This is a genomic window from Ignavibacteria bacterium (genome assembly GCA_017302895.1).
Taxonomy (GTDB): Bacteria; Bacteroidota; Ignavibacteria; order Ignavibacteriales; family Ignavibacteriaceae; genus UTCHB3.
Window position 1 is genome coordinate 44,832 of record JAFLBV010000003.1, and the last position, 23,974, is coordinate 68,805.

At 40.2% G+C, this 23,974-nt stretch carries 23 protein-coding genes; 10 read left to right on the forward strand and 13 right to left on the reverse strand.

The genetic code is table 11. The features are described 5' to 3' along the window. Positions 1–12: 12 nt before the first annotated feature. Entirely contained in the window at positions 13–315 is a 303-nt protein-coding gene (nuoK, locus tag J0L60_12480) for an NADH-quinone oxidoreductase subunit NuoK (protein ID MBN8546939.1), read from the reverse strand. Positions 316–323: 8 nt separating this feature from the next. Continuing rightward, positions 324–833 (reverse strand): NADH-quinone oxidoreductase subunit J, encoded by a 510-nt coding sequence (locus tag J0L60_12485; protein MBN8546940.1) that lies wholly within the window; start codon positions 831–833, stop codon positions 324–326. Positions 834–1,021: 188 nt separating this feature from the next. Here J0L60_12485 and hrcA point away from each other — a divergent pair, with 188 nt between their 5' ends. The 7 genes from hrcA to rsmD all read left to right on the forward strand — a co-directional run bounded on the left by hrcA (position 1,022) and on the right by rsmD (position 6,422). Further along, positions 1,022–2,095: a heat-inducible transcription repressor HrcA gene (gene hrcA / locus J0L60_12490; protein ID MBN8546941.1), complete on the forward strand. Its 1,074-nt coding sequence runs from the start codon at positions 1,022–1,024 to the stop codon at positions 2,093–2,095. A gap of 66 nt (positions 2,096–2,161) precedes the next feature. Next, a complete protein-coding gene (locus J0L60_12495) occupies positions 2,162–2,836 on the forward strand; it encodes a nucleotide exchange factor GrpE (GenBank protein MBN8546942.1) in 675 nt (224 codons plus the stop codon). 3 nt (positions 2,837–2,839) lie between these two features. Further along, complete coding sequence (dnaJ, locus tag J0L60_12500; protein ID MBN8546943.1) at positions 2,840–3,994, forward strand: molecular chaperone DnaJ; 1,155 nt, start codon at positions 2,840–2,842, stop codon at positions 3,992–3,994. Between the two features lie 16 nt (positions 3,995–4,010). Continuing rightward, positions 4,011–4,463, forward strand: coding sequence for a helix-hairpin-helix domain-containing protein (locus J0L60_12505; GenBank protein ID MBN8546944.1), 453 nt, complete (start codon positions 4,011–4,013; stop codon positions 4,461–4,463). A 1-nt stretch (position 4,464) separates the two neighbouring features. Beyond that, the gene (locus J0L60_12510; GenBank protein ID MBN8546945.1) at positions 4,465–5,022 is read left to right on the forward strand and encodes a hypothetical protein; all 558 of its coding nucleotides are present in this window, start codon (positions 4,465–4,467) and stop codon (positions 5,020–5,022) included. A gap of 1 nt (position 5,023) precedes the next feature. Then, positions 5,024–5,890: a hypothetical protein gene (locus J0L60_12515; GenBank protein MBN8546946.1), complete on the forward strand. Its 867-nt coding sequence runs from the start codon at positions 5,024–5,026 to the stop codon at positions 5,888–5,890. Continuing rightward, positions 5,880–6,422, forward strand: coding sequence for a 16S rRNA (guanine(966)-N(2))-methyltransferase RsmD (gene rsmD, locus J0L60_12520; GenBank protein MBN8546947.1), 543 nt, complete (start codon positions 5,880–5,882; stop codon positions 6,420–6,422). Before J0L60_12515 ends, rsmD begins: the two co-directional genes overlap by 11 nt. A gap of 32 nt (positions 6,423–6,454) precedes the next feature. On the opposite strand, the gene J0L60_12525 is transcribed toward rsmD, so the two are convergent. The 3 genes from J0L60_12525 to J0L60_12535 all read right to left on the reverse strand — a co-directional run bounded on the left by J0L60_12525 (position 6,455) and on the right by J0L60_12535 (position 9,816). Then, positions 6,455–7,039 carry an aminodeoxychorismate/anthranilate synthase component II gene (locus J0L60_12525; protein ID MBN8546948.1) on the reverse strand — a complete coding sequence of 195 codons (585 nt, stop codon included), beginning with the start codon at positions 7,037–7,039 and terminating at the stop codon, positions 6,455–6,457. Next, positions 7,023–8,156 carry a hypothetical protein gene (locus J0L60_12530; GenBank protein ID MBN8546949.1) on the reverse strand — a complete coding sequence of 378 codons (1,134 nt, stop codon included), beginning with the start codon at positions 8,154–8,156 and terminating at the stop codon, positions 7,023–7,025. The genes J0L60_12525 and J0L60_12530 overlap by 17 nt, the downstream gene beginning before the upstream one ends. A 172-nt stretch (positions 8,157–8,328) precedes the next feature. After that, entirely contained in the window at positions 8,329–9,816 is a 1,488-nt protein-coding gene (locus J0L60_12535; GenBank protein ID MBN8546950.1) for a glycine--tRNA ligase, read from the reverse strand. Positions 9,817–9,977: 161 nt separating this feature from the next. Here J0L60_12535 and J0L60_12540 point away from each other — a divergent pair, with 161 nt between their 5' ends. From J0L60_12540 to J0L60_12550, 3 genes are all read left to right on the forward strand, one after another. Further along, complete coding sequence (locus J0L60_12540; GenBank protein MBN8546951.1) at positions 9,978–11,387, forward strand: PAS domain S-box protein; 1,410 nt, start codon at positions 9,978–9,980, stop codon at positions 11,385–11,387. A gap of 15 nt (positions 11,388–11,402) precedes the next feature. Then, complete coding sequence (locus tag J0L60_12545) at positions 11,403–12,758, forward strand: sigma-54-dependent Fis family transcriptional regulator (protein ID MBN8546952.1); 1,356 nt, start codon at positions 11,403–11,405, stop codon at positions 12,756–12,758. Between the two features lie 79 nt (positions 12,759–12,837). Next, on the forward strand, positions 12,838–13,782 hold the full coding sequence (locus J0L60_12550) for an MBL fold metallo-hydrolase (protein ID MBN8546953.1): 945 nt from the start codon (positions 12,838–12,840) through the stop codon (positions 13,780–13,782). A gap of 71 nt (positions 13,783–13,853) precedes the next feature. Here J0L60_12550 and J0L60_12555 read toward each other — a convergent pair whose 3' ends face one another. From J0L60_12555 to J0L60_12590, 8 genes are all read right to left on the reverse strand, one after another. Continuing rightward, positions 13,854–15,275: a hypothetical protein gene (locus tag J0L60_12555; GenBank protein MBN8546954.1), complete on the reverse strand. Its 1,422-nt coding sequence runs from the start codon at positions 15,273–15,275 to the stop codon at positions 13,854–13,856. Further along, entirely contained in the window at positions 15,265–16,755 is a 1,491-nt protein-coding gene (locus tag J0L60_12560; GenBank protein MBN8546955.1) for a hypothetical protein, read from the reverse strand. The genes J0L60_12555 and J0L60_12560 overlap by 11 nt, the downstream gene beginning before the upstream one ends. Positions 16,756–16,815: 60 nt before the next feature. Beyond that, on the reverse strand, positions 16,816–18,207 hold the full coding sequence (locus tag J0L60_12565; GenBank protein ID MBN8546956.1) for a hypothetical protein: 1,392 nt from the start codon (positions 18,205–18,207) through the stop codon (positions 16,816–16,818). A 24-nt stretch (positions 18,208–18,231) separates the two neighbouring features. Further along, positions 18,232–19,773 (reverse strand): hypothetical protein, encoded by a 1,542-nt coding sequence (locus tag J0L60_12570; protein ID MBN8546957.1) that lies wholly within the window; start codon positions 19,771–19,773, stop codon positions 18,232–18,234. Between the two features lie 38 nt (positions 19,774–19,811). Continuing rightward, on the reverse strand, positions 19,812–20,915 hold the full coding sequence (locus J0L60_12575) for a hypothetical protein (GenBank protein MBN8546958.1): 1,104 nt from the start codon (positions 20,913–20,915) through the stop codon (positions 19,812–19,814). A 14-nt stretch (positions 20,916–20,929) separates the two neighbouring features. Continuing rightward, on the reverse strand, positions 20,930–21,559 hold the full coding sequence (locus J0L60_12580; GenBank protein MBN8546959.1) for a hypothetical protein: 630 nt from the start codon (positions 21,557–21,559) through the stop codon (positions 20,930–20,932). A gap of 31 nt (positions 21,560–21,590) precedes the next feature. Beyond that, positions 21,591–22,154: a hypothetical protein gene (locus J0L60_12585; GenBank protein ID MBN8546960.1), complete on the reverse strand. Its 564-nt coding sequence runs from the start codon at positions 22,152–22,154 to the stop codon at positions 21,591–21,593. 192 nt (positions 22,155–22,346) lie between these two features. Continuing rightward, a complete protein-coding gene (locus J0L60_12590) occupies positions 22,347–23,936 on the reverse strand; it encodes a DUF2254 domain-containing protein (GenBank protein MBN8546961.1) in 1,590 nt (529 codons plus the stop codon). Between the last annotated feature and the right edge of the window lie 38 nt (positions 23,937–23,974).

Here is a 23,974-nt window from a genome sequence, read left to right on the forward strand (position 1 = left end):
GTGTTTAGTAGATTACCACTTTAAAATGTTAATTTCATCTATGTTAATTGTAACTTTATTCCTGAAAATGGCTATGATGATTGCCAGACCGATAGCTACTTCGGCTGCTGCGACTGCCATTACAAAAAAAACAAAAAGCTGCCCTATCACATCTCCAAAGAAAGATGAATATGCAACAAAGGTCAGGTTCGCTGAATTTAACATCAGCTCTATCGACATAAATACCACGATGGCATTCCGTCTGGTAAGTACACCGGCAACCCCGGTAACAAACATAAAAGCACTTAAAATAAGGTAATATTCGAGTGGGATCATAACTGAAACTAATCCAATTTCTTTTTAGATAATATCAATGCACCAATTGTAGCCGTAAGCAGTACAAACGCAATCGCTTCGAACGGAAGAAGATAAGTTGTATATAATTCCTTTCCGATGTGTTCAATTGTTCCAATTTCCACTCTGGTATTCTCATCAACCACCTTGCCCGGTAATGTGAAAAAGATCGAATAAACCATCTGTGCGAACATCAAAAAAGCAATTACTATGGCGAGAAATTTCTGCTGGGGTCTCTCTTTGAAGTAAGATTTCTCCTGTTCCGGTCTCAGAAGCATCAAAACGAACAGGAATAAGACCATGATCGCTCCGGCATATACTATTACCTGAACAACAGCTAAAAACTGGGCTCTGAGCAACAAATAGATTCCGGAGAGGGCTCCAAAATTAAGTACAAGAAATAGTGCGGAAATAACAGGATTTTTACGGGTTACCATCAAAACAGATGATGCTACCGCTATTAGTGCAAAAAATCCAAACAATCCCTGTTCCAAGGTCATCGAAAACTTCCTGATTTGGTAGTTTAAAACTCAAAATTAATCAAATTCAAATATAAGTTTTTAAGAGTACTTAATCAAAAAATTTAACGACAGGCGGGGAAAATTCAAAACATTTTTCGCCCCGTTTGAATTGCTTATATTTGCAGGTTAAATACTTTTAATTTTTTAAAACCGGAGTAACCTGAAAAATGCAAGGATTTGAGCTTTCCGCAAGAGAGAAAAGCATCCTTCGGCATATTGTGAATCAGTTCATTCTTACAGCTTCACCTGTAGGCAGCCGGAACATATCCAAAAGGTATGATATCGGATTGTCACCTGCCACTGTACGGAACATCATGGCTGATCTTGAAGATTCAGGCTATATAAATCATCCGCACACATCCGCAGGAAGAGTGCCCACAGACAAGGGCTACAGGCTTTATGTCGATTCGCTGATGGATGTCCCAAGTCTCGATGATACCACCCGTAATTCTATCACTTCAGAGATTAAGAAAAATCTTGTAAACAGTGAAGATATTTATAACATCGCATCAAAGATTCTCGGCAGAATTACAGACCAGCTTGCCTGTGTTATCTATCCAAAAATAGAAACCGGCGTTCTCAGTCGAATTCAACTCGTCTATCTCGCTTCAAACAAAATTCTTGTCGTCATCAGCATCGTTTCGGGGCTGGTGAAAACAATTACACTCGAACTGACGACGAATATCGAAGAGAAACAAATTGAGGATGTGCAGCGTCTGTTGAATGAAAAACTTGCCGGTTTAAGGCTAAAAGATATTAAAACCTCGCTGGCAGAAAGGTTGAAGGATTCCGAGATTCATGGAAATCCGATAATTTCGCTTCTATATGATTCTGCTGACAAGATATTTAATGATTTCAAGACAGATGATAAAGTCATGATTTCCGGCGCCAGAAATCTGCTGAAACATCCCGAGTTTGAAGATCCGATCAAATTTGAGAATATCGTCGAATTGATGGAAGAGAAGGATATAATTATCCACATTTTCGAAAACAGCTCAGGGATATTTCTTGAAAGAGCGAGTTCGATTAGTGGAGTAAATATCATGATAGGAAGGGAACTTCCATACAATCAGACCGAAGATTACAGTATTGTAATGAAAGAATATAAGGTCGGCGAAAATACCGGTGCAATGGGCATTATAGGTCCAAAACGAATGGATTATGCCAGAATAATCGCAATAGTTGATTTTACTGCCGGACTCCTGACTGAACTTCTTTCAGGGAACCAAAACAATATTTAAAATATTTATAAATGTTATTAAGTTTAATAAATCTCAAATTTTTAAACTTTATAAGGAGAAATTATCATGGCATTTGGAAAGAAAAAAGAAAATAAAGAAAAAATGAACCAGACAGAAAACCAGGAAAATGAAAATTTAGAGCCCCTGAATGAATCCGGCTCGACACAGGATAACGATTCAACGGGTTCCTTGACGGACGCAGGTATTATCAACGAACTCGTGGAGCAAATCAACAATCTGAATGCAGAGATCGAGAAGCAAAAAACCGAAATCGACAATTTGAGAGATATTCTTCAAAGAAGAGTCGCAGAAATTGACAATATCAAACGCCGTCACCGTGAAGAATCAGCCAAAACATGGTCAGATGCAGAGGGTAATCTCATTTCCGCGCTTCTGCCTGTCATTGATAACTTCGACCGCGCGGCAGAGTTTGCTCCAAAAACTGAAGACAAGGAGAAGGTAATACAGGGTTTCATTCTTATTCATGATTCTCTTGCAAAAATGCTTGAGCAAAAAGGATTGAAACAAATCCCTGCAAAAGGTCAGCCTTTCGACTATAACCTGCACAATGCAATAGGCAGATATGCCAACAGCGAAGTAGATCCCGATACTGTACTTGAAGTAGTTACCCCGGGTTACATGTATAAAGATACTATTCTGCGTCACAGCGATGTAATTATCAGTGAATTGCCGGAAACCCCTACAGATGACTCAACTAAATCAGAGGAAGAAGAAAAGTAAGATATGAGCAAAAGAGATTATTATGAGGTGCTTGGTGTTGCTAAGTCAGCTTCGAAGGATGAAATAAAGTCTTCCTACAGAAAAATTGCAATGCAATTTCACCCTGACAGGAATCCCGACAACAAAGAAGCAGAAGAAAAATTTAAAGAAGCAGCCGAAGCATATGAAGTTTTAAGTGATGATGAGAAAAGAGCGAAATACGACAGATTCGGCCACCAGGCTTTCGGAGCCGGTGGAGGTCAGCAGGGATTTACAGATATCAACGATATATTCTCCCATTTTTCGGATGTTTTCGGAGGTGGCGGTTCCATTTTCGATGACTTCTTCGGCGGAGGCAGAAGAGGTTCCGGAGGAGGAAAAAGAAGAAGTACCGGTACTCCCGGCAGTGATCTGAGAGTGACTTTAAAATTAAAACTTGAAGAAATTGCCACCGGCACTACAAAGACCATCAAAATCAATAAATTTGTAAAATGCGATTCCTGTACTGGAAGCGGATCTGAGGGTGGGGCCAGCAAAAAGACATGCCCTGCATGTAACGGTTCAGGTGAGATCAGAAATGTCTCGCGCTCGGTCTTCGGACAGTTCGTAAACATCCAACCCTGTGCCAACTGTAACGGCGAAGGGAGTGTAATCGACAAACCCTGCAAGAAATGCCACGGTGACGGTAGAACCAAAAGCGAAGTCACGGAAACCATCGAAGTGCCGGCTGGTGTCAGCGATGAGATGCAGTTAAGTCTCAGAGGAAGAGGAAATGCCGGTCTTAGAGGAGGACCGAACGGTGATCTGCTTGTCGGTTTTCAGGAGATTGAACACGAGCACTTCAAAAGAGACGGTTCGGATGTCATGTATCAACTCTTTATTAGTTTCCCGCAGGCTGTGTTTGGAGATGAAGTTGAAATTCCAACCCTTACAGGAAAAGTTAAACTTTCGGTTGAGGCGGGTACAAGCGCCGGCAAGATACTCAGGCTTGCAGGGAAAGGTCTGCCTAATGTGAATGACAGAAGCCATCGGAAAGGCGACCAGCTTGTTCAGGTAAATATTATTGTTCCGAAGAAAACGAACGCAAGAGAAAAAGAACTTCTTAAGGAATTACAGACACAGCCCAATATTTCGGGCTCAGAGGAAAAAAGCGGTTTCTTTAAGAAATTCGGATTGTAGATTTCACTTGAAAAATTTGATCGAGCGCCTTTCAATAAGGTCAGGATTAACTAAACTGGAGGTCTCAGCACTTCTGTTTGTCCTGGTCGCTATTGTAACCGGCGCTTTGATTCAAATTTTCAAACCTGATGCAAAAGCGGAAATTCCACCTCCCAAGGAAAAAACATCCGCTCAACTCCTAAAAGAACAGACTGAAAAAGTAGAGAAGGATAAACAAAAGAAAAGTGGGTCGAAGAGTTCAGCAAGTGAATCCATGAAAAAAGGAATCCCAAAAGACTCGTCGATTAATATAAATACAGCTTCTATAGACGATTTTGTGAGAATCACGGGAATCGGTGAGGAAATTGCTGCTAGTATTGTTGAATTTAGAGTAAATAATAATGGGTTCGACTCGGTTGACCAGTTACTCAAGGTCAAAGGTATCGGAAAGAAAACTCTTGAGAAAATTAAACGCTACCTGACGCTTTGATATGGAACAAGTAAAAAAGTTTTACAAGGATTATCAGTCGTTCATCAATCCGGGATTAATCATCATCCTTGGACTTTTTCTGTTAAAGGTTGCTTATTTCGATCCGCTTCATCTGACACAACTTGAAGAAAGCAACAAAAAGGAAGCCCGCAACCGGCTTCATAATCTAAGGACTGCACAAAGAGCTTATGTGGAAAAATACGGACATTTTTCCGGTAACATTGACGTACTGATCAACTTTGTGAAGACTGCCGAGGCAGGAATAGTTTTGGGGAGTATAAAAGGACTCGATTCTTCACTGTTCAGTTTCAGGACCGATGAAGAGGGGGTATTGAGAGCGGACAGCTTAAAATACTCAACAAAGGTTCATCAACCGTTTACAATATTACTCGATTCTGTGAAAGTAATCGATTCAGTTTTTTCAGAAAAAGGGAAATTCATCAGAGTGGACACTTCAATTACCCGGGGAACAAGATTCAAAATAGTTGATCCGTCAGGATATGGAAGTATCGGAAATCTCTATTTTGATGCACTTAAATATTCAGCTTCATGGGAATAGTATGAACCGGATCCTGCTCGAGATAAAATTTGACTCAATTTCAATTAAAAATGTGAACCCTAAGGAAGAGTCAGTTGATAAAATACCCCTGAATTACTCGATTCTCGAAGGTTCAACCATCAAGAGTATCAACCCTGAAAATGCGGCAAGGCTGAAAGACGATCTCCTTTACTCGATTGGTAAAGCGAATCTAATGGATTCCACGGTTTATCTTATTTTTCCGCAGGCAATGTTTCATACCTTCTCACTACCGGCTAAGCAAGGACTTTCGCGCCTGCAGCAGTACAACGAGTATAAATTCGAAACTAAACTGATTTTCCCCTATCTCACAGATGATTCTTTTTCGCTCGATGTCCAAAGACTCGACTCCCCCGGGTTCAGTTCACCTGATTATGAGTTGATTACCCTGATCGACAATTCCATTCTCACTTTTGCAGCAGAGATTAAAAACCATCTCAAAGCTCCAAAAACAAAGGTCACCATTCCTTTTCTCTCTCTGAGAAATTTTATAAAGAGATACTTCCCCGAAGAGCAATCATCGGTTTTGCTCCATCTCTCCGGGAGCAGCATCATCCTTTCGGCAATAAAAGGAAGGGCGATTACTTCGGTTTATTCCACTAATTTTATTGATGTCCCATCGGTACCTGATATCATCGATTCATTTTTGCTGAACAATTCGGCAGGAAGAATCGACAAGGATACACTCCATGCTGTTTATTTCAGCCTCGAGGATTACATGATCGGATTGACTTCTCTCGTGGAAAAGTGGATGAATGTAAAAACCAAGGACAGCTTTTCCGGTTTTCCACTTGGCAAAGTGAGCAAGATTCCGCCTGACCTTATGCAAGAGATCAGAAATGAGGCTTAGAATAATCTCAGGTGAATTTGGCGGAAGATTCATCAAAACTCCTGATTCCAAATATACAAGACCCACTACAGACAAAGTAAAACAGTCGGTTTTTAACTATTTAGCCAATTTTTACGATTTTGACGGAGCGGTTGTAGCTGATATCTATTCAGGGTCGGGATCACTTGGATTTGAAATGCTGAGCCGGGGTGCTAAAGAAGTTCATTTTGTCGAAAAGAATTACCCGGTGGTAAAGGTTCTTTCAGAAAATATCGCTTCTCTCGGAGTGGAAAAATCGACCAGCATACATAAAATGAGTGCAGTTTCTTTCACGGCAACAACAACACTAAAATTTGATGTTATCATTGCTGACCCGCCGTTTTATGAATTCGACATCCATCAGGTGGTGAAGAATATTATCAACCGGGGATTAGTAAATGAAGGGGGGCTTTTTCTTCTTGAAAGATCGAACCAGACTCTCGAAAAAGATACGGCAGCATTTGGCATAGAGCCCTTTAAACGAATTGGAGATACCTGTCTCTTCAGTTTTTGAATATAAAAAAAAAGATAACCGGTTTTAGCGGGTTAAATTGAACTCAACCAGTTATTAATGATTTGTTGCCCCTCAACAGTTTCGATCGAATCAGGATGAAACTGCACACCCTCAACCGGTAATGTTTTGTGCCTCAAACCCATAATTTCACCATCAGGTGTCCTGGAAGAAACAATAAGGACTGAATTTTCATCTGGTTCAGACACTGCAAGCGAGTGGTAACGCATTCCTTTAAATTTTGCAGGAATTCCTTTGTATACTCCCTCACCATCGTGATTGATATAAAAAGCTTTCCCGTGACATAATTCCCTGGCAGGCACCACATTCAATCCAAATGTCTCCCCTATCGCCTGATGTCCAAGACATACTCCGAGAACAGGCAGCACATCTTTACATTGTGAAAATATTTTCAACAGATTCCCGGCGTCACTTGGTGAACCGGGTCCCGGAGAGAGAACAACCCCCTGATAGTCAGTAAGTTCGATCTTTTCCCAGTCCCGGTCATCGTTGTTTACCACGGTCACCTTCGCGTTTCCCTGCCGGAGGAGAGCAACAAGATTCCATGTGAATGAATCGTAATTGTCTATAACAAGAACTTTTCTACTTGAAAGGCTCATTCAGATACGATTTGGCTAATTTGTGGGAACCATTATATTCGTCCAACTTCAAAATTTCATTGTAGCATTTTATTGCATCTTCCCGTTCACCTGTTTTGTCATGCATCATGCCCTGATACAGCAGTGCATTTACGAAGTAGCCGGAAGCTTCTTTTTTCTCTATCTTGCGGGAAAGTTCCACCGATTCTTTGAAGTAAATCCTGGAAGAATCCCACTGACTGATTGCTTTGTAGTAAAACCCCAGATAGTATGTGGTTTCGCGTCTCAACTTGGTAGTGTAACCAAATTTTCCGTCTTTGCAACCCTCGTAGAGTTTTGTGTAAATATCCTTTATCAGAGGATAATCACCGCGCATTACAGCAGCTCTTCCTCTCCATTTCAAAAAAACAGGATTTTCAGGGAACTGGTCAGTAAGCATTTTTGCATATTTTTCGGAAGATGGCGCGTCCTTCTCAAATTCCTGGTAAAGTGTCATCAGAAAGTATTGTGCCTCATATTTTGCATATCGACCTCTTTCGGCAACCCGCTGAAGGTCTTTTATTCCCTGTTGCTTGTCACCCGACGGGAAAAAAATCAGGAGGGGTTTTACTGCAGGATACTCATCGGGAATTACCGAGATGTAGTAGGAGTAAATACCTGTACCGAGGAGAACATCTGCATTCTTGGGTTGCAGTTTTAAGACCTTATTAACAATCGGAAGCGCTTCTCTTCCATCATCGGCGGCTTTCAACCAGCTTTCACGCAAAGCCCTGAGTCTTCCTCTGTAGCCAATGGCTCCTGCTTTGAAGAAGAGGGCATCGATGTTATCGGGGTCTTTGTCCAGAATTTCCTCGCAAACAAAGATGATGTCGTCAAGTTTTTTATAAAAAAGATCGTCCTTCGATTCATCATCCAGATCGACCAGAATCTTCCACCAGTCTATCATCGAAAGATAGAAAAGTCCCGCCGGTGATTTTGGATTCTCACGCAAGAGTGATCTGAATTTTGTCTCTGCAGCAGCGAAATTGAAGGAATACACATCTTTTATCCCTTCATCTACAATGTTATTGTTGGATTGCGGATGAATTTGTTGGGAGATTAGTATAAAAAACAGGGGTAGAATGAGATATTTTTTCATTAGTCAACTTATTTTTAATTCGTTATCAAATTATACTAACAGATTCCGAAAGAAGTTTCATAAATTTTTGGTTCCTTATTTCAAGCCCGCCTTTAATGCTACAGCGTACACTCTAAAGAAAAAGGCTGCTTCAAAAGAAACAGCCTTCAATCTGCATTTTCAAGCGAAATAATTACGCAAGCTTCTCAGCAAGATAACCGGAAAGCTTGGAGGCATCTACACGAATTTGCTCCATACTGTCTCTTTCACGAACCGTTACACTGTTATCTTCAAGGGTCTGGGTATCTACAGTGATAGCATAAGGAGTTCCGATTTCGTCCATTCTTCTGTATCTCCTTCCGATAGCTGCCTTGTCGTCATAGAATATTTTGTACTTTGATCTGAGATCCGCCTCAATTTTTTTGGCGAATTCGGGCATTCCATCTTTGTTTACCAGAGGAAGTATCGCTGCCTTGACCGGAGCAAGTCTTGGATGGAGGTGCAATACCGTTCTGATGTCACCGCCAAGATCCTGTTCTTCATAAGCATCAATTAAAAACGCCATGAACGACCTGCTTGCACCGGCTGAAGTCTCGATAATATACGGGAGGAATCTTTCCTTTGAATCTTCATCATAAAATCTGAGACCCTTTTTGGAATACTGTTCATGTCTGCCCAGATCAAAATCTGTACGGTTATGAATTCCTTCAATCTCTCCCCAGCCGAACGGGAACTGATACTCTATATCGGTCGCTTCTTTTGCGTAGTGAGCAAGTTTGTTGGCAGGATGGTCATGATATCTCAAATTCTCAGGTTTCATTCCAAGACTCTTAAACCAGTTGAGTCTTAGTTCTTTCCAGTAATCGTAATATTTTTTGTCTTCGTCCGGCTTTACAAAATACTGCATTTCCATCTGCTCAAACTCACGGGTTCTGAAGAGGAAATATCTGGTATTGATTTCATTTCTGAAAGCTTTCCCGATTTGAGCAATACCGAACGGTACTTTCTGACGGGAGGCATTCTGTACATTCAGAAAATTCACAAAGATTCCCTGAGCTGTTTCCGGTCGAAGATAGATTGCCGAGCCTGTCTCTTCCACTGGACCTAAAAATGTCTTGAACATAAGATTAAACTTACGGGCAGATGTGAAAGAACCCTTGTTACCGCAAGTCGGACAATTTAATTCCTCGATCAGTTTCGGAGCAAGTTCAGTTTCGAAAAGATCAACAATAAAATCGTTCACTTCCTCTGATTTGGATTCAACTGATTTTAACGAATCTTCTAATTTTGACTTCAGGTCACCCTCTTTGGCGACTGCAAGTAATGTTTCGAGAAGTTTCGACTTCTTTTTTACGGCAATCTGATCAATAAGATAATCCACTCTGAAACGGGCTTTACATGATTTACAATCGATCATCGGGTCTGTGAAATTTTCAACATGTCCTGATGCAACCCACACTTCGGGAGACATAAGAATGGAAGCATCAAGTCCTTCAACATCTTCTCTGTATGTCATGAACTTCCACCACTCGTCTTTCAGATTACGCAGCATCTCACTTCCCAATGGGCCGTAATCATAACATCCGTTCAAACCGCCATATATTTCACTGGACTGGTAAACAAATCCTTTTCGCTTCGCCAAGGAAATTATTTTTTCCAAAACATCGCTCTTGGTCTTCATCAATTCTCGTTCTCCGGAATTATATTTTTTAAAAAATTCAGTCTTTAAATATAACCATATCATTGCAGTTGATACCGATATTATTATTCGGATTAGCCCCTTCTTTTTACTATTTTTGTAAGATTTCCTTTAATATTTTATAAAACAATGCGAAGAACCATTTGGATCTGAAACTATTCGACCTGCTTGACGATTATTATTTTCTCCTTGACATGGAAGGAAAGATTATTTCCGCAAGCAGACAGATTTACGACAAACTTGGATATTCCCGTGATTCACTGAAAGAAATTGATTCAATACTTAGTCCTGAATCGATTCTAAAATTTGAACACTCTCTTATCAAGTGCGTTAACTCAAAGTCGAGGATCACTTTCGACTGCAGAATCAAGGATGTCGAAAGCAGGTCTTACTATGACTGCTCCGCGTTGTTCAATTGTGTCGAGGGGAACAAGGTTTTTCTGCAAATAAAGGATACTACTCTTTTCAGGAAGAACAAAACAGATCTCATCAGATTTAAATACATTGCTGATCATACCATGAATCCGCTTCAAATCACAGACCTGACCGGAAGAATGATCTATGTGAATCCGGCATTTTCTGCAGAAAGCGGTTTCGATCAGAGAGAACTTATCGGGTTCAACCCCAGAATCTTTGGCAGTGGCAAGCATTCACAAATGCATTGGGAGAATATGTGGAAGACCATTTCATCCGGTTCAACATGGATTGGTGAAGTGGAGAACAAAAGGAAAAATGGTGAAACATTTTATTCTCAGTTGCAAATCACCCCTATGCACGATGAAGACGGAAATCTGATTGGCTATTTTGGTATCCACCGTGATCTGGCAGACAAACGGAACCTGGAGAAGCAGCTTATTCATACTCAGAAAATGGAAAGTATTGGAACTCTTGCAGCAGGAGTGGCACATGAAGTAGGAAATCCCCTCGCTTCCATCTCCGCTTTGGCACAAATAATACAACGATCCACCGAAGATGAATTTATTAAAGAGAAACTTGAGCTTATAAAAAAACAGATCAACAGGATCTCAAAAATTATCAGAGACCTTGTCGATTTCTCGAGGCCCAGCAATTACGAACTCAGATCAACTGATATCGGGCAAAATTTGAAAGAAGCTATTGAAATTGTTATGGTTGGCAAAAAAGCCAAGGATATCAACTTTAAATTCAATCAGCAGGAAGGACACATTATCCCCTTGGTGTCTGATCAGATCCAACAGGTTTTTGTGAATATTCTTATTAATTCTGTCGATGCAATCCTCGAAATGAAAGAAAAATTTCCGGATCACCGTGGTGAGATTTCAGCAGAAACTTATGTTGAGGGTAGCTATCTCATAGTAGAACTTGCTGATAATGGTGTCGGTATCCCTGCAGACAAGCATGCAAAAATTTTCGAGCCCTTTTATACCACAAAAGCAGTCGGAAAGGGAACGGGTTTGGGATTGTGGGTGAGTTACGGCATTGTCAAAAGTTTTCAAGGGGATATTAAAATTTCAAGTAAACCCGGGAGGGGGACATCTTTCAAGATATCGCTCCCCTTAAACCCGATTTATTAAGCTTACGGAGTGTAAATGTCAAAGAAGATACTCGTTGTAGATGATGAAGACATTATAAGGGAGTCGATCTCTTTTATCCTTCAGAAAGAAGGTTATCAGGTCGATTCCGCTGAAAACGGAGCAATAGCTTACGATATGGTGCAGCAAACAGAATATGACCTTGTAATTTCGGATATCGAAATGCCGGAAATGAAAGGGATTGAGCTGCTCGAAAAGATTGTTCGTCTCAATCTTCATACTTCAGTTATAATGATTACAGCATACGGATCTCTCGAAACCGCCATTAGAGCACTTCGTGCAGGCGCCGGCGACTATCTCCTGAAGCCTCTCGATTTTGATGAATTAACTGTAAAGGTCTCCAGGATCTTTCAGCTTAAGGAACTGATTAGTGAAAATCAGATTTTGAAACATGAACTGCATCGCCAGTATGATTTTTCAAATATAATCGGTAAAAGCAAGAAGATGCAAAACATCTTCAAAATGATCAGAGCTGTGTCAGAGACTGACTCGACCGTCCTTATTACAGGAAACAGCGGTACAGGGAAAGAACTTGTTGCCAAAGCCATCCACTTCAACAGCAAAAGGAAAAATAAACCCTTTATTGCAGTTAATTGTGGTGCCATATCTGAGACTCTGATTGAGAGCGAGCTTTTTGGACACAAAAAAGGATCTTTCACCGGTGCCACTTACGACAAGGAAGGTTTTATAAAGGCAGCCGATGAGGGTACGCTCTTCCTCGATGAAGTTAGTGAGATGCCGCTTAATCTTCAGGTAAAACTTTTAAGAGTCTTGCAGGAAAGAGAATTTATTCCTGTGGGCAACACTTCCCCGGTTAAAATTAATGTAAGATTTGTAGCCTCCACAAACAGAAACCTCGCCGAAGAGATAGAAAAAGGCAGATTTAGGGAAGACCTGTTTTACCGTCTGAATGTAATTGAGATAAGGCTCCCGTCTCTCACCGAGCGAAAAGATGATATCCCTGTATTGGCGGATCATTTCCTTAACATTTACCGGCGTCAGATGAACAAAAGCATAAAAGGATTTGATTACTCTGCTGTCAGAGCACTGATTAATCACGATTGGAAGGGTGAAGTAAGAGAGCTGGAAAATGTTATTGAGCGCGCTGTTATTTTTGCTGAATCCGATTATATTACAGTGAACGATCTCCCGGAAATCATCAAAATTCAAAGGGAGTTCACTTCCTCTTCTTCCTATATTTCACTTGATGAATTCATGCGAAAAGTTGAAAGGGATTTCCTGGTAAGAATTCTCGAGGAACATGATTATGACAAGGAATTGGTTGCAAAAGCGCTAAATCTGGGACTTTCGACCCTCTACAGAAAAATTAAATATCTTGACATTGAAGTATGAAAAAACTTTTGTAATTTAAATCAAACTTTCTTTAATAATTTTTAATTAACTTTGACATTCATAAATTCGTCAGGTTCGAATGTTAATCAGGTTATGGGGTGTTCGGGGATCTGTACCGACACCACCAACTACAGCTCAATACCGGGATAAGCTTAGGCAAGTCCTTAAACTTTCCGCAGGTCGAAGTTTTGAATCAGACTCCGATGCAGATGCATTTATCGAGAGTCTTGATGATTCATTAAAGTACCTCCTGGGCGGAAATACGACCTGCATTGAAGTCGTCGCCAACGACACCCGTCTCATTTTTGATATGGGTTCAGGAATTCGTGAACTCGGGAATCACCTGCTTAAATCTGCAGATCCTCTTAACGAGATGCACATCTTTATCAGTCACACTCACTGGGATCACATTCAGGGCTGGCCTTTCTTCAAACCGGCATACATGCCAAAATATAAAATGAACTTTTACAGCCCTCATGGCAATTTTGAGCAAAGATTGACCGAACAACAGGAATTTAAGTTTTTCCCTGTTTCTCTCAACTTTATGGCTTCAAAAAAGGAATACAAAGAGTTTCCACCCGAAACTTCACTTGAGATTAACGGTATTAAAATCAAGAATCTTGAACTTCACCACCCGGGCAAATCATACGGTTACAGAGTCGAGTATCAGGGTAAAGTATTTGTTTTTGCTTCTGATTCCGAGTACAACAATTTTACTACTCAAAAATTTCAAAAGTTTATCGACTTCTTTGGTAAGGCTGATATTATAGTCTTCGATGCACAATATTCGTTTGATCAGGAGATGCAAAGAGTGGACTGGGGACATTCTTCTGCTTTTGTGGGAGTGGATTTGGCGATGCAGGCTGAAGCCAAGACGCTCATCCTATTCCATCACGAACCCGATAACGACGATTTTGAGATTTACAGCCTGTTCAGTAAATCTGTCCAGTACAAAAATGACAACTACCCCGGACACGATCTTGAGATTTTCCTCGCAAGAGAAGGTCAGGTGTTCGAGATTTAGTCTCAACTTTATTTAAAACATAAAAGGCTGTCTTAAGAGACAGCCTTTTTATTTTTAAAGAACAGGGTTCCTTAGTAGTTGATTCTAATCATCGGTGAGAAGACCACATAAGATCCGTCTCTGTATGTCGGTAGAGGATCGCTGCCAATTACAACACCGCTATAATACTTGAATTCAAAACCGAAAGAGTTACTAATAAGGAATGACAGGTTGAACCCATAATACAGGTTGCTCTCCGTTACATTATAGTAAACAGTCGGTTTGAATGTATACGCGAACAAGGCATCCTCTTTAGTGAACAAACCCGCAGCCTGTACATAAAACTTCGACTTGCTTCCCGTCATCGGAAGTTCAGTCAACTGCGGTTTTGAAGGATCAAGATTGTAGTCCTGCACTTCATAAATACCCAGTCCAAGATTGGCTCCCAGATATCCGAATGTTTCAAGGTCAACAAAATTCTTCCTCTCCATACCAAAATTCAAATAATTTCTAATCGAACTGATATTGGAGTTCACACTCACATGTTTAATCTGACCTGGTTCAAATGTACTTAGAGCAAGTGATGCTTCAAGATTCAGGTCGTAATCCCTCCAGTATTCGGAGGCATAACGAAGGAAATTACCTTTCAGATTCATATAGATATTCTGACCGGTCATGAAATGCCGTTTACCGTGAGGAACCAGTTTGTCAACAAAAGGTTGTGAAACCGGTATTCCCATTCCGATGTCGAAAGTAAATACATCGTTGGGACGGTTATTCAGAATCCTGTCTATGTAGGTTACTCTCAAACCGGCATTATATGTCGGTGAAAACCACCCCGGCATGATCATCTTGTCATAACCCCAACGACCAAATGCAGAGATCAGATATTTGTTCTTGTCATTCGTAGTGAAGTTGTAGAAAGTCAGATGGGGTTCAATTAAACTAAAAAATATGTCGAACTTGTAGGAAAGTTTCTCATCGTAATATGTCTTCGAGACATCGTTAAATGCGTATCTCTGAGATTTCAACAATGTATAATTTTCCGGACCGACTATATCCTGAATTCTGACAAAATCCTCGACCGGATCAAAAAAGAAATCGAGCGAGTCGGGATTCTTGCTTACCTTGCTCTCTGAATAAAATCTAAACAGATCTATTTCATCGTCATAGTAGCGTTTACGAAGATCAATGAAAACCTCTCCTTTATAGATATCCTTTACTTTTTCACGAACAAAATCAAGCGAAGGTTTTCTGCCGTCAATTCTCAATCCGTTGCTGACCAGAAATTTATTGAATACTGCTCTGACCAAAACAGGATCGGTAACAATCCACTTCTCGCGCAAATCATCAAAAGCAGCCGTGTTCAGTTCAAGATTTCTGTAAATTTTTGTCAGTTTCTCCATTTTGGCGTCAAGAGGTGCCGGCGTATTCTGACTGTCTTGAGCAAATGAAGAGAAATTCAGACAGAGTATCAATCCGATAACTGATATATACCTGATTTTAGAAACCATATCTGTACCTCAACTGAATAAATGTCTGCGAACTTTTGCTTTCCCATATTTCAGGCTCTCTAAACATTGCTGAAGAGACATTTGTCATCTCAACACGGAAATTGTGGTCACCACCAAACTCAAGCAGTTTGAGCCAGATTTTTGATGTCAAGTGATTATCGAAAAATCTGAAATCAGTGCCAAGGAACTCCACATCATTTGGAACGAAGTTAACAGAGAGCGCAACTACAGGCTGGATAACATCTTTCAATTTGGCGCGGGCAGTAGTAGCTCCTGAATAATCAGCTTCAATTACATCGAAGCCACCAACTCCAAGATCCATTTTATACCTTATTGCTCTTTTCTCTGAATTGTTCCAGAAGAATGACATGGTCGATTCCCACTGGGTGAAAGTGAAATAAGCTTTAGAACCGACTCTATAAGAAGGATTCTCAAGGTTTTCAGGTCCATAGGCAAAATAGGCATTGAAAAACGGCAGGCTGAAAGATCCGGTAGTCTTCACATCCACAATAAATCCATTCCCAACATTAAGAGATATCGGGTCGCCCATCACAAACGGAAGATTTCCCAAAAATGAATTCATGTCTATATGAAATCTCCCCATCAGTTTTGCATCAATCAGCATGTCAGTGAGCGGATTAGCTATAGATCCTGATATACTGAACAATGCCCGAACTCCACCCGTAACTGATTGCCCTTTCCATGGAATAACATTTACCACCGGAGTGTGGGTGTTGAATTCAACACTCACGAAGCCAAATCCGTAATCCATGACAGGGTGGAAAAAGCTGAGAGACGACAAGGAACCATCAATTTGGAAGGGTGCCCCTGTTGGTGCAGTGGTCTGACTTCCCCTCCCCCGACCGGAAGTCTTGGGAGCGATGGCTTTTGGATACTTGTGCAGACTGTTGGTAAGCTGATAAGCAATGAAATCCAAATTTCCGTCCGAGGAGATGCCGCGGGTTATTTTCTCTTTCTCTTTTTTGTCGATCTTCGATAGAGATGAAGCATCCGTTGTCAAGAGTTCACGATTCAGAAAGGTAAGTAATTGCGTGTACGCCTGGTCTTTGGTAAAATAGAGTTCCATAAAATCTTTGAACTTTACTACCATATTACTGTCTGCACCTCCGGCAACATTACTTCCAAAAATGTTGGAACTGTCGGCTGCACCTCCGGCACCTATCTCAAGCAGATATAGCAAAATAATCGTATCATTTTCCAGATCCGGTTTTTTGAATACCAGTGAGTAGTTAATGTTGCCATTACTGTTGAAGCGAAAAACCCCTCGTCCGTCAGTAAGTGGAATTGCAGGCAATAAATTCGACATTGTTGCATCAGGAGTAAAATTATATGTGTAGATATCGAGATATGTTTTATCTACCTGTAACTTCCTCTCGATTATCCTGTACATTTCATCTGTGGTTTGAGCCATCAAATTACATGTAAAGAGAAATAAAACAGTAAATGCAATTCTCGTCATTTTGTGTCTGTCTTTAAATTAGAAAGGTTCCCCCGGCGATTAGTTACCGGGGGATAGTAATTAGTAGTTAATTCTCAGAATTGGTGAAAATACAACATATGTGTCGTATCTGTATGGGAATTTGGTTTTATTAACGCTAAATGAGCTGAATATCTGAACATCCAGACCGAAATTACCACTTACCATACCCATAGCCTTTAATCCAACAAATCCATATCCATCAGTTGCATAACCTCCAACCAAATTGATGGAATGCTGGATGAGTCCTGCTGATTTTCTGACACCAACTTCGGCAGATAAAATATGATTAAATTTCTGCATAAAGCTTTTTCTTCCCTTTTCCAGATCAATAATCTCTGCCTGAGCGGGGTCGAGACGCAGCTTGTTAATGTCGGAGGATGAAAGAACAAGACCGACTTCAAGATCACCAAAGTCAAACACATTCATAAGATTTCTTTTTCTGAGCTCCCAGTTCAAAATGAACTTGTTGGAAAAGAAATCCTGAACTGTTGTGAATTTGCCAAAATCAGCCTTCTTGTTATCATTTATTGTAACTTTACCTTCAACTGAGAAGAGTACATCTTTCATGAAGTCGGAATCAATAAATGTAAAAGGATAGCCTTCAAGTTTGGCATATACAGACTGACCTGCAACCCAGAGTCTTGAGACTTTTCCGTCATCTTTATAAGGTCTGTTAGATGGTATGCCTGCACCAATTGATAGTCTGTATGTGAATTTCTCAGGATCATTGCTTAGACTCTTGAAGTATGTAAGTCTAGATCCAACGAAATATTCATTCAGATACCACCCGGGCCAGAAAGCTTTATCACTTCCCCATTGCCCAAACAAGGAAAGAAGGTATTTATTGCTTCCCTCTGATGTTGTACCCCAGTACATCACTTCAGGGCGAAGCAGGTTAAGGTTTACATCAAAGTTATAACCCATTTTGGTGTAGGTCTGTTGCTTTGTTGTCTCTTTGTAAAAATAAGTCAGCTCTTTGATTTTGTCGTAAGACTTATCCCCGACAATCTCTTTCAACAGAAAACCGTCATGAACGATATCAAAAAGAGGTTGAGGATTTTCTTTCCCGATCTCACCAGAAGGGTAAAATGCGAAGAACTCGAGTTCGTCATCATAGTACCGTTTTCTTACTTCAATTGTGACATCGCCTTCCTGAACCTGTTTAACTCTTTCTTTGATGATATCAGGTTTCACAGTTCTTCCGTTCAAACGAAGGGCATTTCTTACCACAAACCTGTTGAAAATCTCACGAATAAAAGTGGGATCATCGATCATCCATTTTTGTTTGAGATCATCAAAAGCAAGGGTGTTATACTCCAAACTTTGATACAGGTTCTTGAGTTTTTCTACCTCGGGGTCACCGGCTGTCTGCGCCTTTATGTATGGCACAAACATCAGGAACGCCGTTACTATAAATAATGTCTTTTTCATAATTCCATCCATCTCTTAAAATGATTAGAAACCATATCTGTATCTAATTTGGAAGAAAACACTTCCTTCGTTTTCCCATTCACGGATGGTTCTTCCGATTGGATTCGAGAAAACAGTTCCTGCAAATCTGAATACATGACCGCCGTCAAGTTCGAGCAGCTTTAGCCAGCCCTCTGCTTTTACGACAGAATCAAATACTCTTAGCTTCACACCAAAAATATCATTCTGTTCCGGTGCAAAGGTGTAGTGAAGTGTAACAACGGGTGAAATTAGATTGTCAACCACCTCGGTCTTTGTTGCAGTTGTTCTGCCTCCAGGGTAGTAAGCTCTTAACATATCAAAATAGCCCAATCCGACATCAATTCTGAATCTGGAGCTAAGTTTGTCACTCGTATTCCAGTAGAAGGAGAATGAACCCTCTGCCTGTGTAAATGAGAAGTATGCATACTTCTGATTTGCTACAAGTTTATCCTTGAATGTCACATAAGGATTTGAATATCCCCTGCCACCAATCGCGACATATGCGTTCATGAAGGGAAGACCAAAAGGTCTCGTAACATGAAGGTCAATTGCAGCGGATGTACCGACATGGAAGTTGGATGTTGCATTTAGAGCGAAAGGCAGATTGTTTACAATCTCATTTGTCTTTATTCTGATTCTTCCGAGAAATCTTGCATCAAGAACCATTCCTGCATTAGGGTTTTTTGTGTCCTTGGAAAGATTAAAGAGTGTTCTAAATCCAAAACCAAGGGTGTTGTTCCCAAATGGCAGAGCATGTAACACAGGTTCTTCCATGGTAATCTCAATCCCGGCAGCACCTATGGAAAAATCCATTGCCTTGTGCGAAAATGAGAGAGAACTGAATCCTGCATCAATTCTAAAATCTGAAGATGTCGAAACTTCCGCACCCGAACCGGATTGTCCTCTTCCTTTTTTAGTGGAAGACTTTTGTGCAACCTTGGGATACCAGTGCAACGAATTTGCACGCATGTAGTTCAGAAAGTCCGTGTTGTCTCTTGAGGTGATACCCAAAGATGTGTTTATGGCATCATCAGGAAGGATACCGAGAAGTGTGCCGTATTTATACTCCGGATCCACTTTCTGCATTCTGTCAATATATTCGACAAGTTTCGAATATTTTCCATATTCACTTCCGAGCATGGAGTTGACATCCTTGAATGCTATAACCATTGATTCTGTTGGTCCACCGGCTTGATTTGCACCGAAGATGTTTGCTGAGTCTCCGGCTCCTGCGGCTATGATCTCACTTATATAAAGGAGAACGGTCGAATCCATTCCAATTGCATTGGTAAGAAAAACGACTCTGTAGGTATAATTGTCATTCGCCTTAAATATAAATGGGTCCTTGCCATCAACTCTCTGTACCGGATTCATGCTTTGGAGCAATTTCTCGGTACCGGCAAGATCAACGAAGTTGAGGTTAAGATATTTTTTATCTTTTCTCAACTTAAGATCGATATTACGGATGTAGTCATCTGCCTCCTGCGCCATGAGGGGCTGGAGAAGAAAACCTGCAACCATAATCAGTGTAAGTAATCGTTTCATTGTATTGTCTTTTTTATTTATAAATCCTTTGTTGAGCTCTACTTTATCACATTCGCACGGTATTTCTTAACCACTTTTTCACCGAACTGGGTTGTAAACTGAATCGTTAATTTGATATCCTGATCCGATCCAATTGCCATTGCATCGAGGAATGCCGGATTAACGACTATTTCCACAACGGGGAACAAACCTTTTTTGGTCTGAGAAACACTCTGAATAAAGTTATCAGGTTCAGCTGTCACTCTTAACTGATTAAACTTCGGAGCGGCGAATACAAATCCATTGGCTGTATTACCAAAATAACCAAACAGAAATTGTCTTGACGCCTGATTGTCGACACTGATATACCATGGGGCGGCATTCTCAGCTTCTTTTTCGGAAAGTGTAGCCCAACCACTGAAATCTCCCAACCCGGGTTTTTGAATCATTATATCCCATGAGGCAACCTGTGGCTTTCCTGTAGCAGGGTCATTGTAAGTCATCAGTTTGTCATTGTAAAATCCCTGAACTTTAATGCTTTTTCCAACATTTTGAGCATCGTTCAGAATTTCACTGAGGTTTATAAATGATCCTTTACCTTCCTTCAGTGTGCTGACACCGTCGGATATCTTATAGGAATATTTTTCCTGATCGGTATATTCTTTTACGGCAAAACTAAAAGCAGGATTTTCACTGAAAAAATAGCTGTTTCTAACTGCTACGGGCGCAGCCAAAGACGGAATTTTTACATCAATCATGTAATATTTATCCGCAACAAGGGCTTTATTTGCTTCACCGGTCACATTTATCGACATTTTTAGATAATAGATACCGGGTTCTTCAAATAACGGTTCAAAGTAAGTTTGAACTGTTACACCTCTACCTTGTTGTTGGGTTACCTTTGAAACAACTTCATCCGAAGATGGTTTCTGAAATTTTTGGCTGTCAGTCAGTTTTAAGATACTCGATCCGGATGAATTGAGGATCTCTGCTGAAAGTGAGTTGACCTTGGTGATGGCAGAGAGTACCAGAGGAATCTCCGGTACTCTTACCTTCTGTAAAGTCACTACTTCAAGCGTATCATCTATCTTAAATCCTTGTGAAAAACCAATTGTCGATAACAAAAAGATAAAGATTGTTGCTTTTAGTAATGTTCTGTTCATCGTGTTTCCTAATATTAATCTATAGATGGACCCACATTGATCACATCACCCTTCTTGGGTTGCTGTGCCGGGGGTTCAGTCTTAACCTTGATCTTGATTTTGACAGGTTTTGTTGTGACTTCCTGACCTTCCTTGAACCCACTCGCTTTTTTCAACTCTTCGAGAAGAAACGCCGGCAGATATGTTGGAAGCTGTCTTTTAACCTTCAAATAAGCTGTGAATTCATACTCACCTATCGAGGTCACTTTCAGGATCTCAATAGTCGCATTTCCATTCACATCCTTGACGATTGAGTAGGGTCCTGCGGGTGAGGCAGAAGTAAGTTCCGAAGGGAATGCACCACTTCCCGGTGACTTTCCTCCATCCGATTTAACCACATATACTGACGATTTTTTCTCTTCGTCAGATACAAGGCCTGTTGCACTGATCGGAATTTTAACCGAGTCTGTACCGATTTGCCACTCACTGTATGGAATTGGAGCTGTCAATTCGATGTCTCTCTTGTACTGGTCAGCAATACTTGAAATCATCTTTATTTTAATCTGCTCTTCTTTTTCCATCAGCTCGTCGCGCTCGGTGATTACAATCAACAATTCCGTAATCAGTACGATATACATTATAAAGTACACTTGGCTCTTTTTCATTTCAATCTCCTTTTAGATTTTTAGTGAGCGATCAGGAAATTTTTGTTTTCAAGTCTGAAAGAGCCTGTAATGACTGCTGTTGAATAACTGTGATCTTTTTGTTCAATGCATTGTATTGATCAATGACGCTGTTTACAACCTTAATCTGATCATCTGCAACTCTCTGCAGTTGTTCGAGCTCTGCTCTGAGATCGGCTGAAAGATTTTTTGGAACGGAAATAACATGATTAAAACCGGCAGGTTCGGCTTCTTTTGGTTTCTCCGCATCTTCATGTGAAATGTGTCCATATTCTTCAGGAGTGAAGAATGTGACTGCTGCAAGAATCATAAGAAGGAAGAACTCCAGGAAGAGAGCCATCATTACCCAGTTAGGGTCGATTTTCTTGAGTTCATGATCTAATAAGAATTTTGGAACAACAGCCAGGGTACCGGCGAGCTCACCCAAACCTCTTAGACCAACAATAATGATGAGGACTGCTGCACCCATATATACAATACCTTGTATATTGTTTGCGTATTTGGCTACTACAGTGTAGACCATGAAACGGCCGAAAGCTGTCTTTGGTTGTTCGTGCACTACTTTTCCATGTGCCATATTAACTCCTGTGAATGATGGTGATGATGATATCGATTAATTAGTATTTTAAATACTTTGAGATGATTCCAAATATCCTGACTACATATTAAGCAGAATCAGGAAGATTTGCAACTATTATTTTTTTCTATCCAACAAAATTTAAACAATTTTTTGTATTAAATACATGATTTAAATCAAAAATTTTCAATTTTATTCTTCAAACCACGAAAAAAACTCAGTGAGGGCGTCCCGTCTGTCCGGAGGCATAAAATAAAAATTAATTCCACGGGGCGTGATTTCCCAAAATTCCTCATTATTCGTCCCGGTTATTATATCCCTGATCTTAAGGATTCTCGATTTTGGCTCAACCTTAAGGTCTTCAAAAATATGCTTCGCATGTTCGACATCGTTATTTAGCAAGTAGTATCCTGCAAGTCTGATCTGAGCGATTCTTACCCCCACCAGTGACATTTCCTCTTTACTCTCCTTATGTGGAGAGTTATCCTCAATCGGCTGATCGAGTGTTAAAAATATTTCCAGCAGCTTGTCTTTGTTTGGCGATTTCAGCTCATGAGCTTTTTCATTAAGCAAACAAAGATCATATGCTACTGTTTCCAGTATGAATAAAACATTGTTTTTAACCGATTCATGGCCATAATATTTGAAATAGAATGACAACTCCTCTGCCAGTTTCGGATCAAACTTGAGAGTCTCCTCTCCGATTAGCCTGTAGTGCTCCAGCGCAGTAAAGACTGTTCTGGGGTCTCTCTCCCTGATTCCTATCCTTAAAAATGTATTCATATACTGAAAAGCCATCTGAAGTGTACCGGCATCATTATTCTTCATGGCTTCATAGGAGATCAGCTCGACATTCAACAGGATGCCTGATATAACATCCCGCATCGACTTTCTTCCCTGTTCAAAAAGCATTTCATAGAGTTTAAAAACTTTTGTCTCAAGAAAAATCTTTTTGTTTTCTATCTTTTTTAAGACATAAGGCGCGAAACTGGAGAAATCGGGGTCCAACAAAACTGAACCACTGATGTTATCCCACCCTTCGGGAAGTCTGTCCTTCAATTTTATATAGAAGGATAATACATTCTTTAGCGAGTTAATACAAAGAAGTGTACTCGCTCTGTCACCCGATATGATTGAGTTTATTGCAACATCACCGATAAAGTTGATTTTTTCATTGACCAGCAGCTTTTCCTGCTCAATATATTTTTTCCCTTTTCTTCTGCTTTTCAACATCTTGTCCAGAATTTCCCTGACCTCGTTTTCAACATACAAAAGAAAATTATCCGGTCTAAGAAACTGAAACACATAATTAAAGTGAGGTATCACTACCACAAGACTTAAAATTATCAGCAACAAAGTTAATGAAATTGAAAATGCAAAAGCAGCAGTTTCTGATGAATTAAGGGTATTTACTACAAGAACGGTCACAATTGCGGTTATAACATAGATAAAAAGGATGATTACATTTATCTTGTTTTCAAAAAAAAGTTCAAATATCTTGGATGAATATTTATTGGCTGCCAGTTGCACGATAATCGCAAGGGCTGTAATTTCAATCGCCAAAACGCTCGTGACCACTTCTCCGAGCCCACCCAGTGTATTTGAGAGAACATCTATCTGATTGTTGAACATGAACCCAAAGGGATTCAGCCCGAATTTGACAAGCAAAAAATCGACAAGACGCCCAATACCAAATATTGCAAAACTTATAGCAAAAAGAAGTGCAAATGGTTTGATCCAGGGGACAGATATTTTTTGAGGTCTTGTGTTTTCTGTTATCATCTATTAAAAATTAAAATTTTCGTCTGCTAATCTAACAA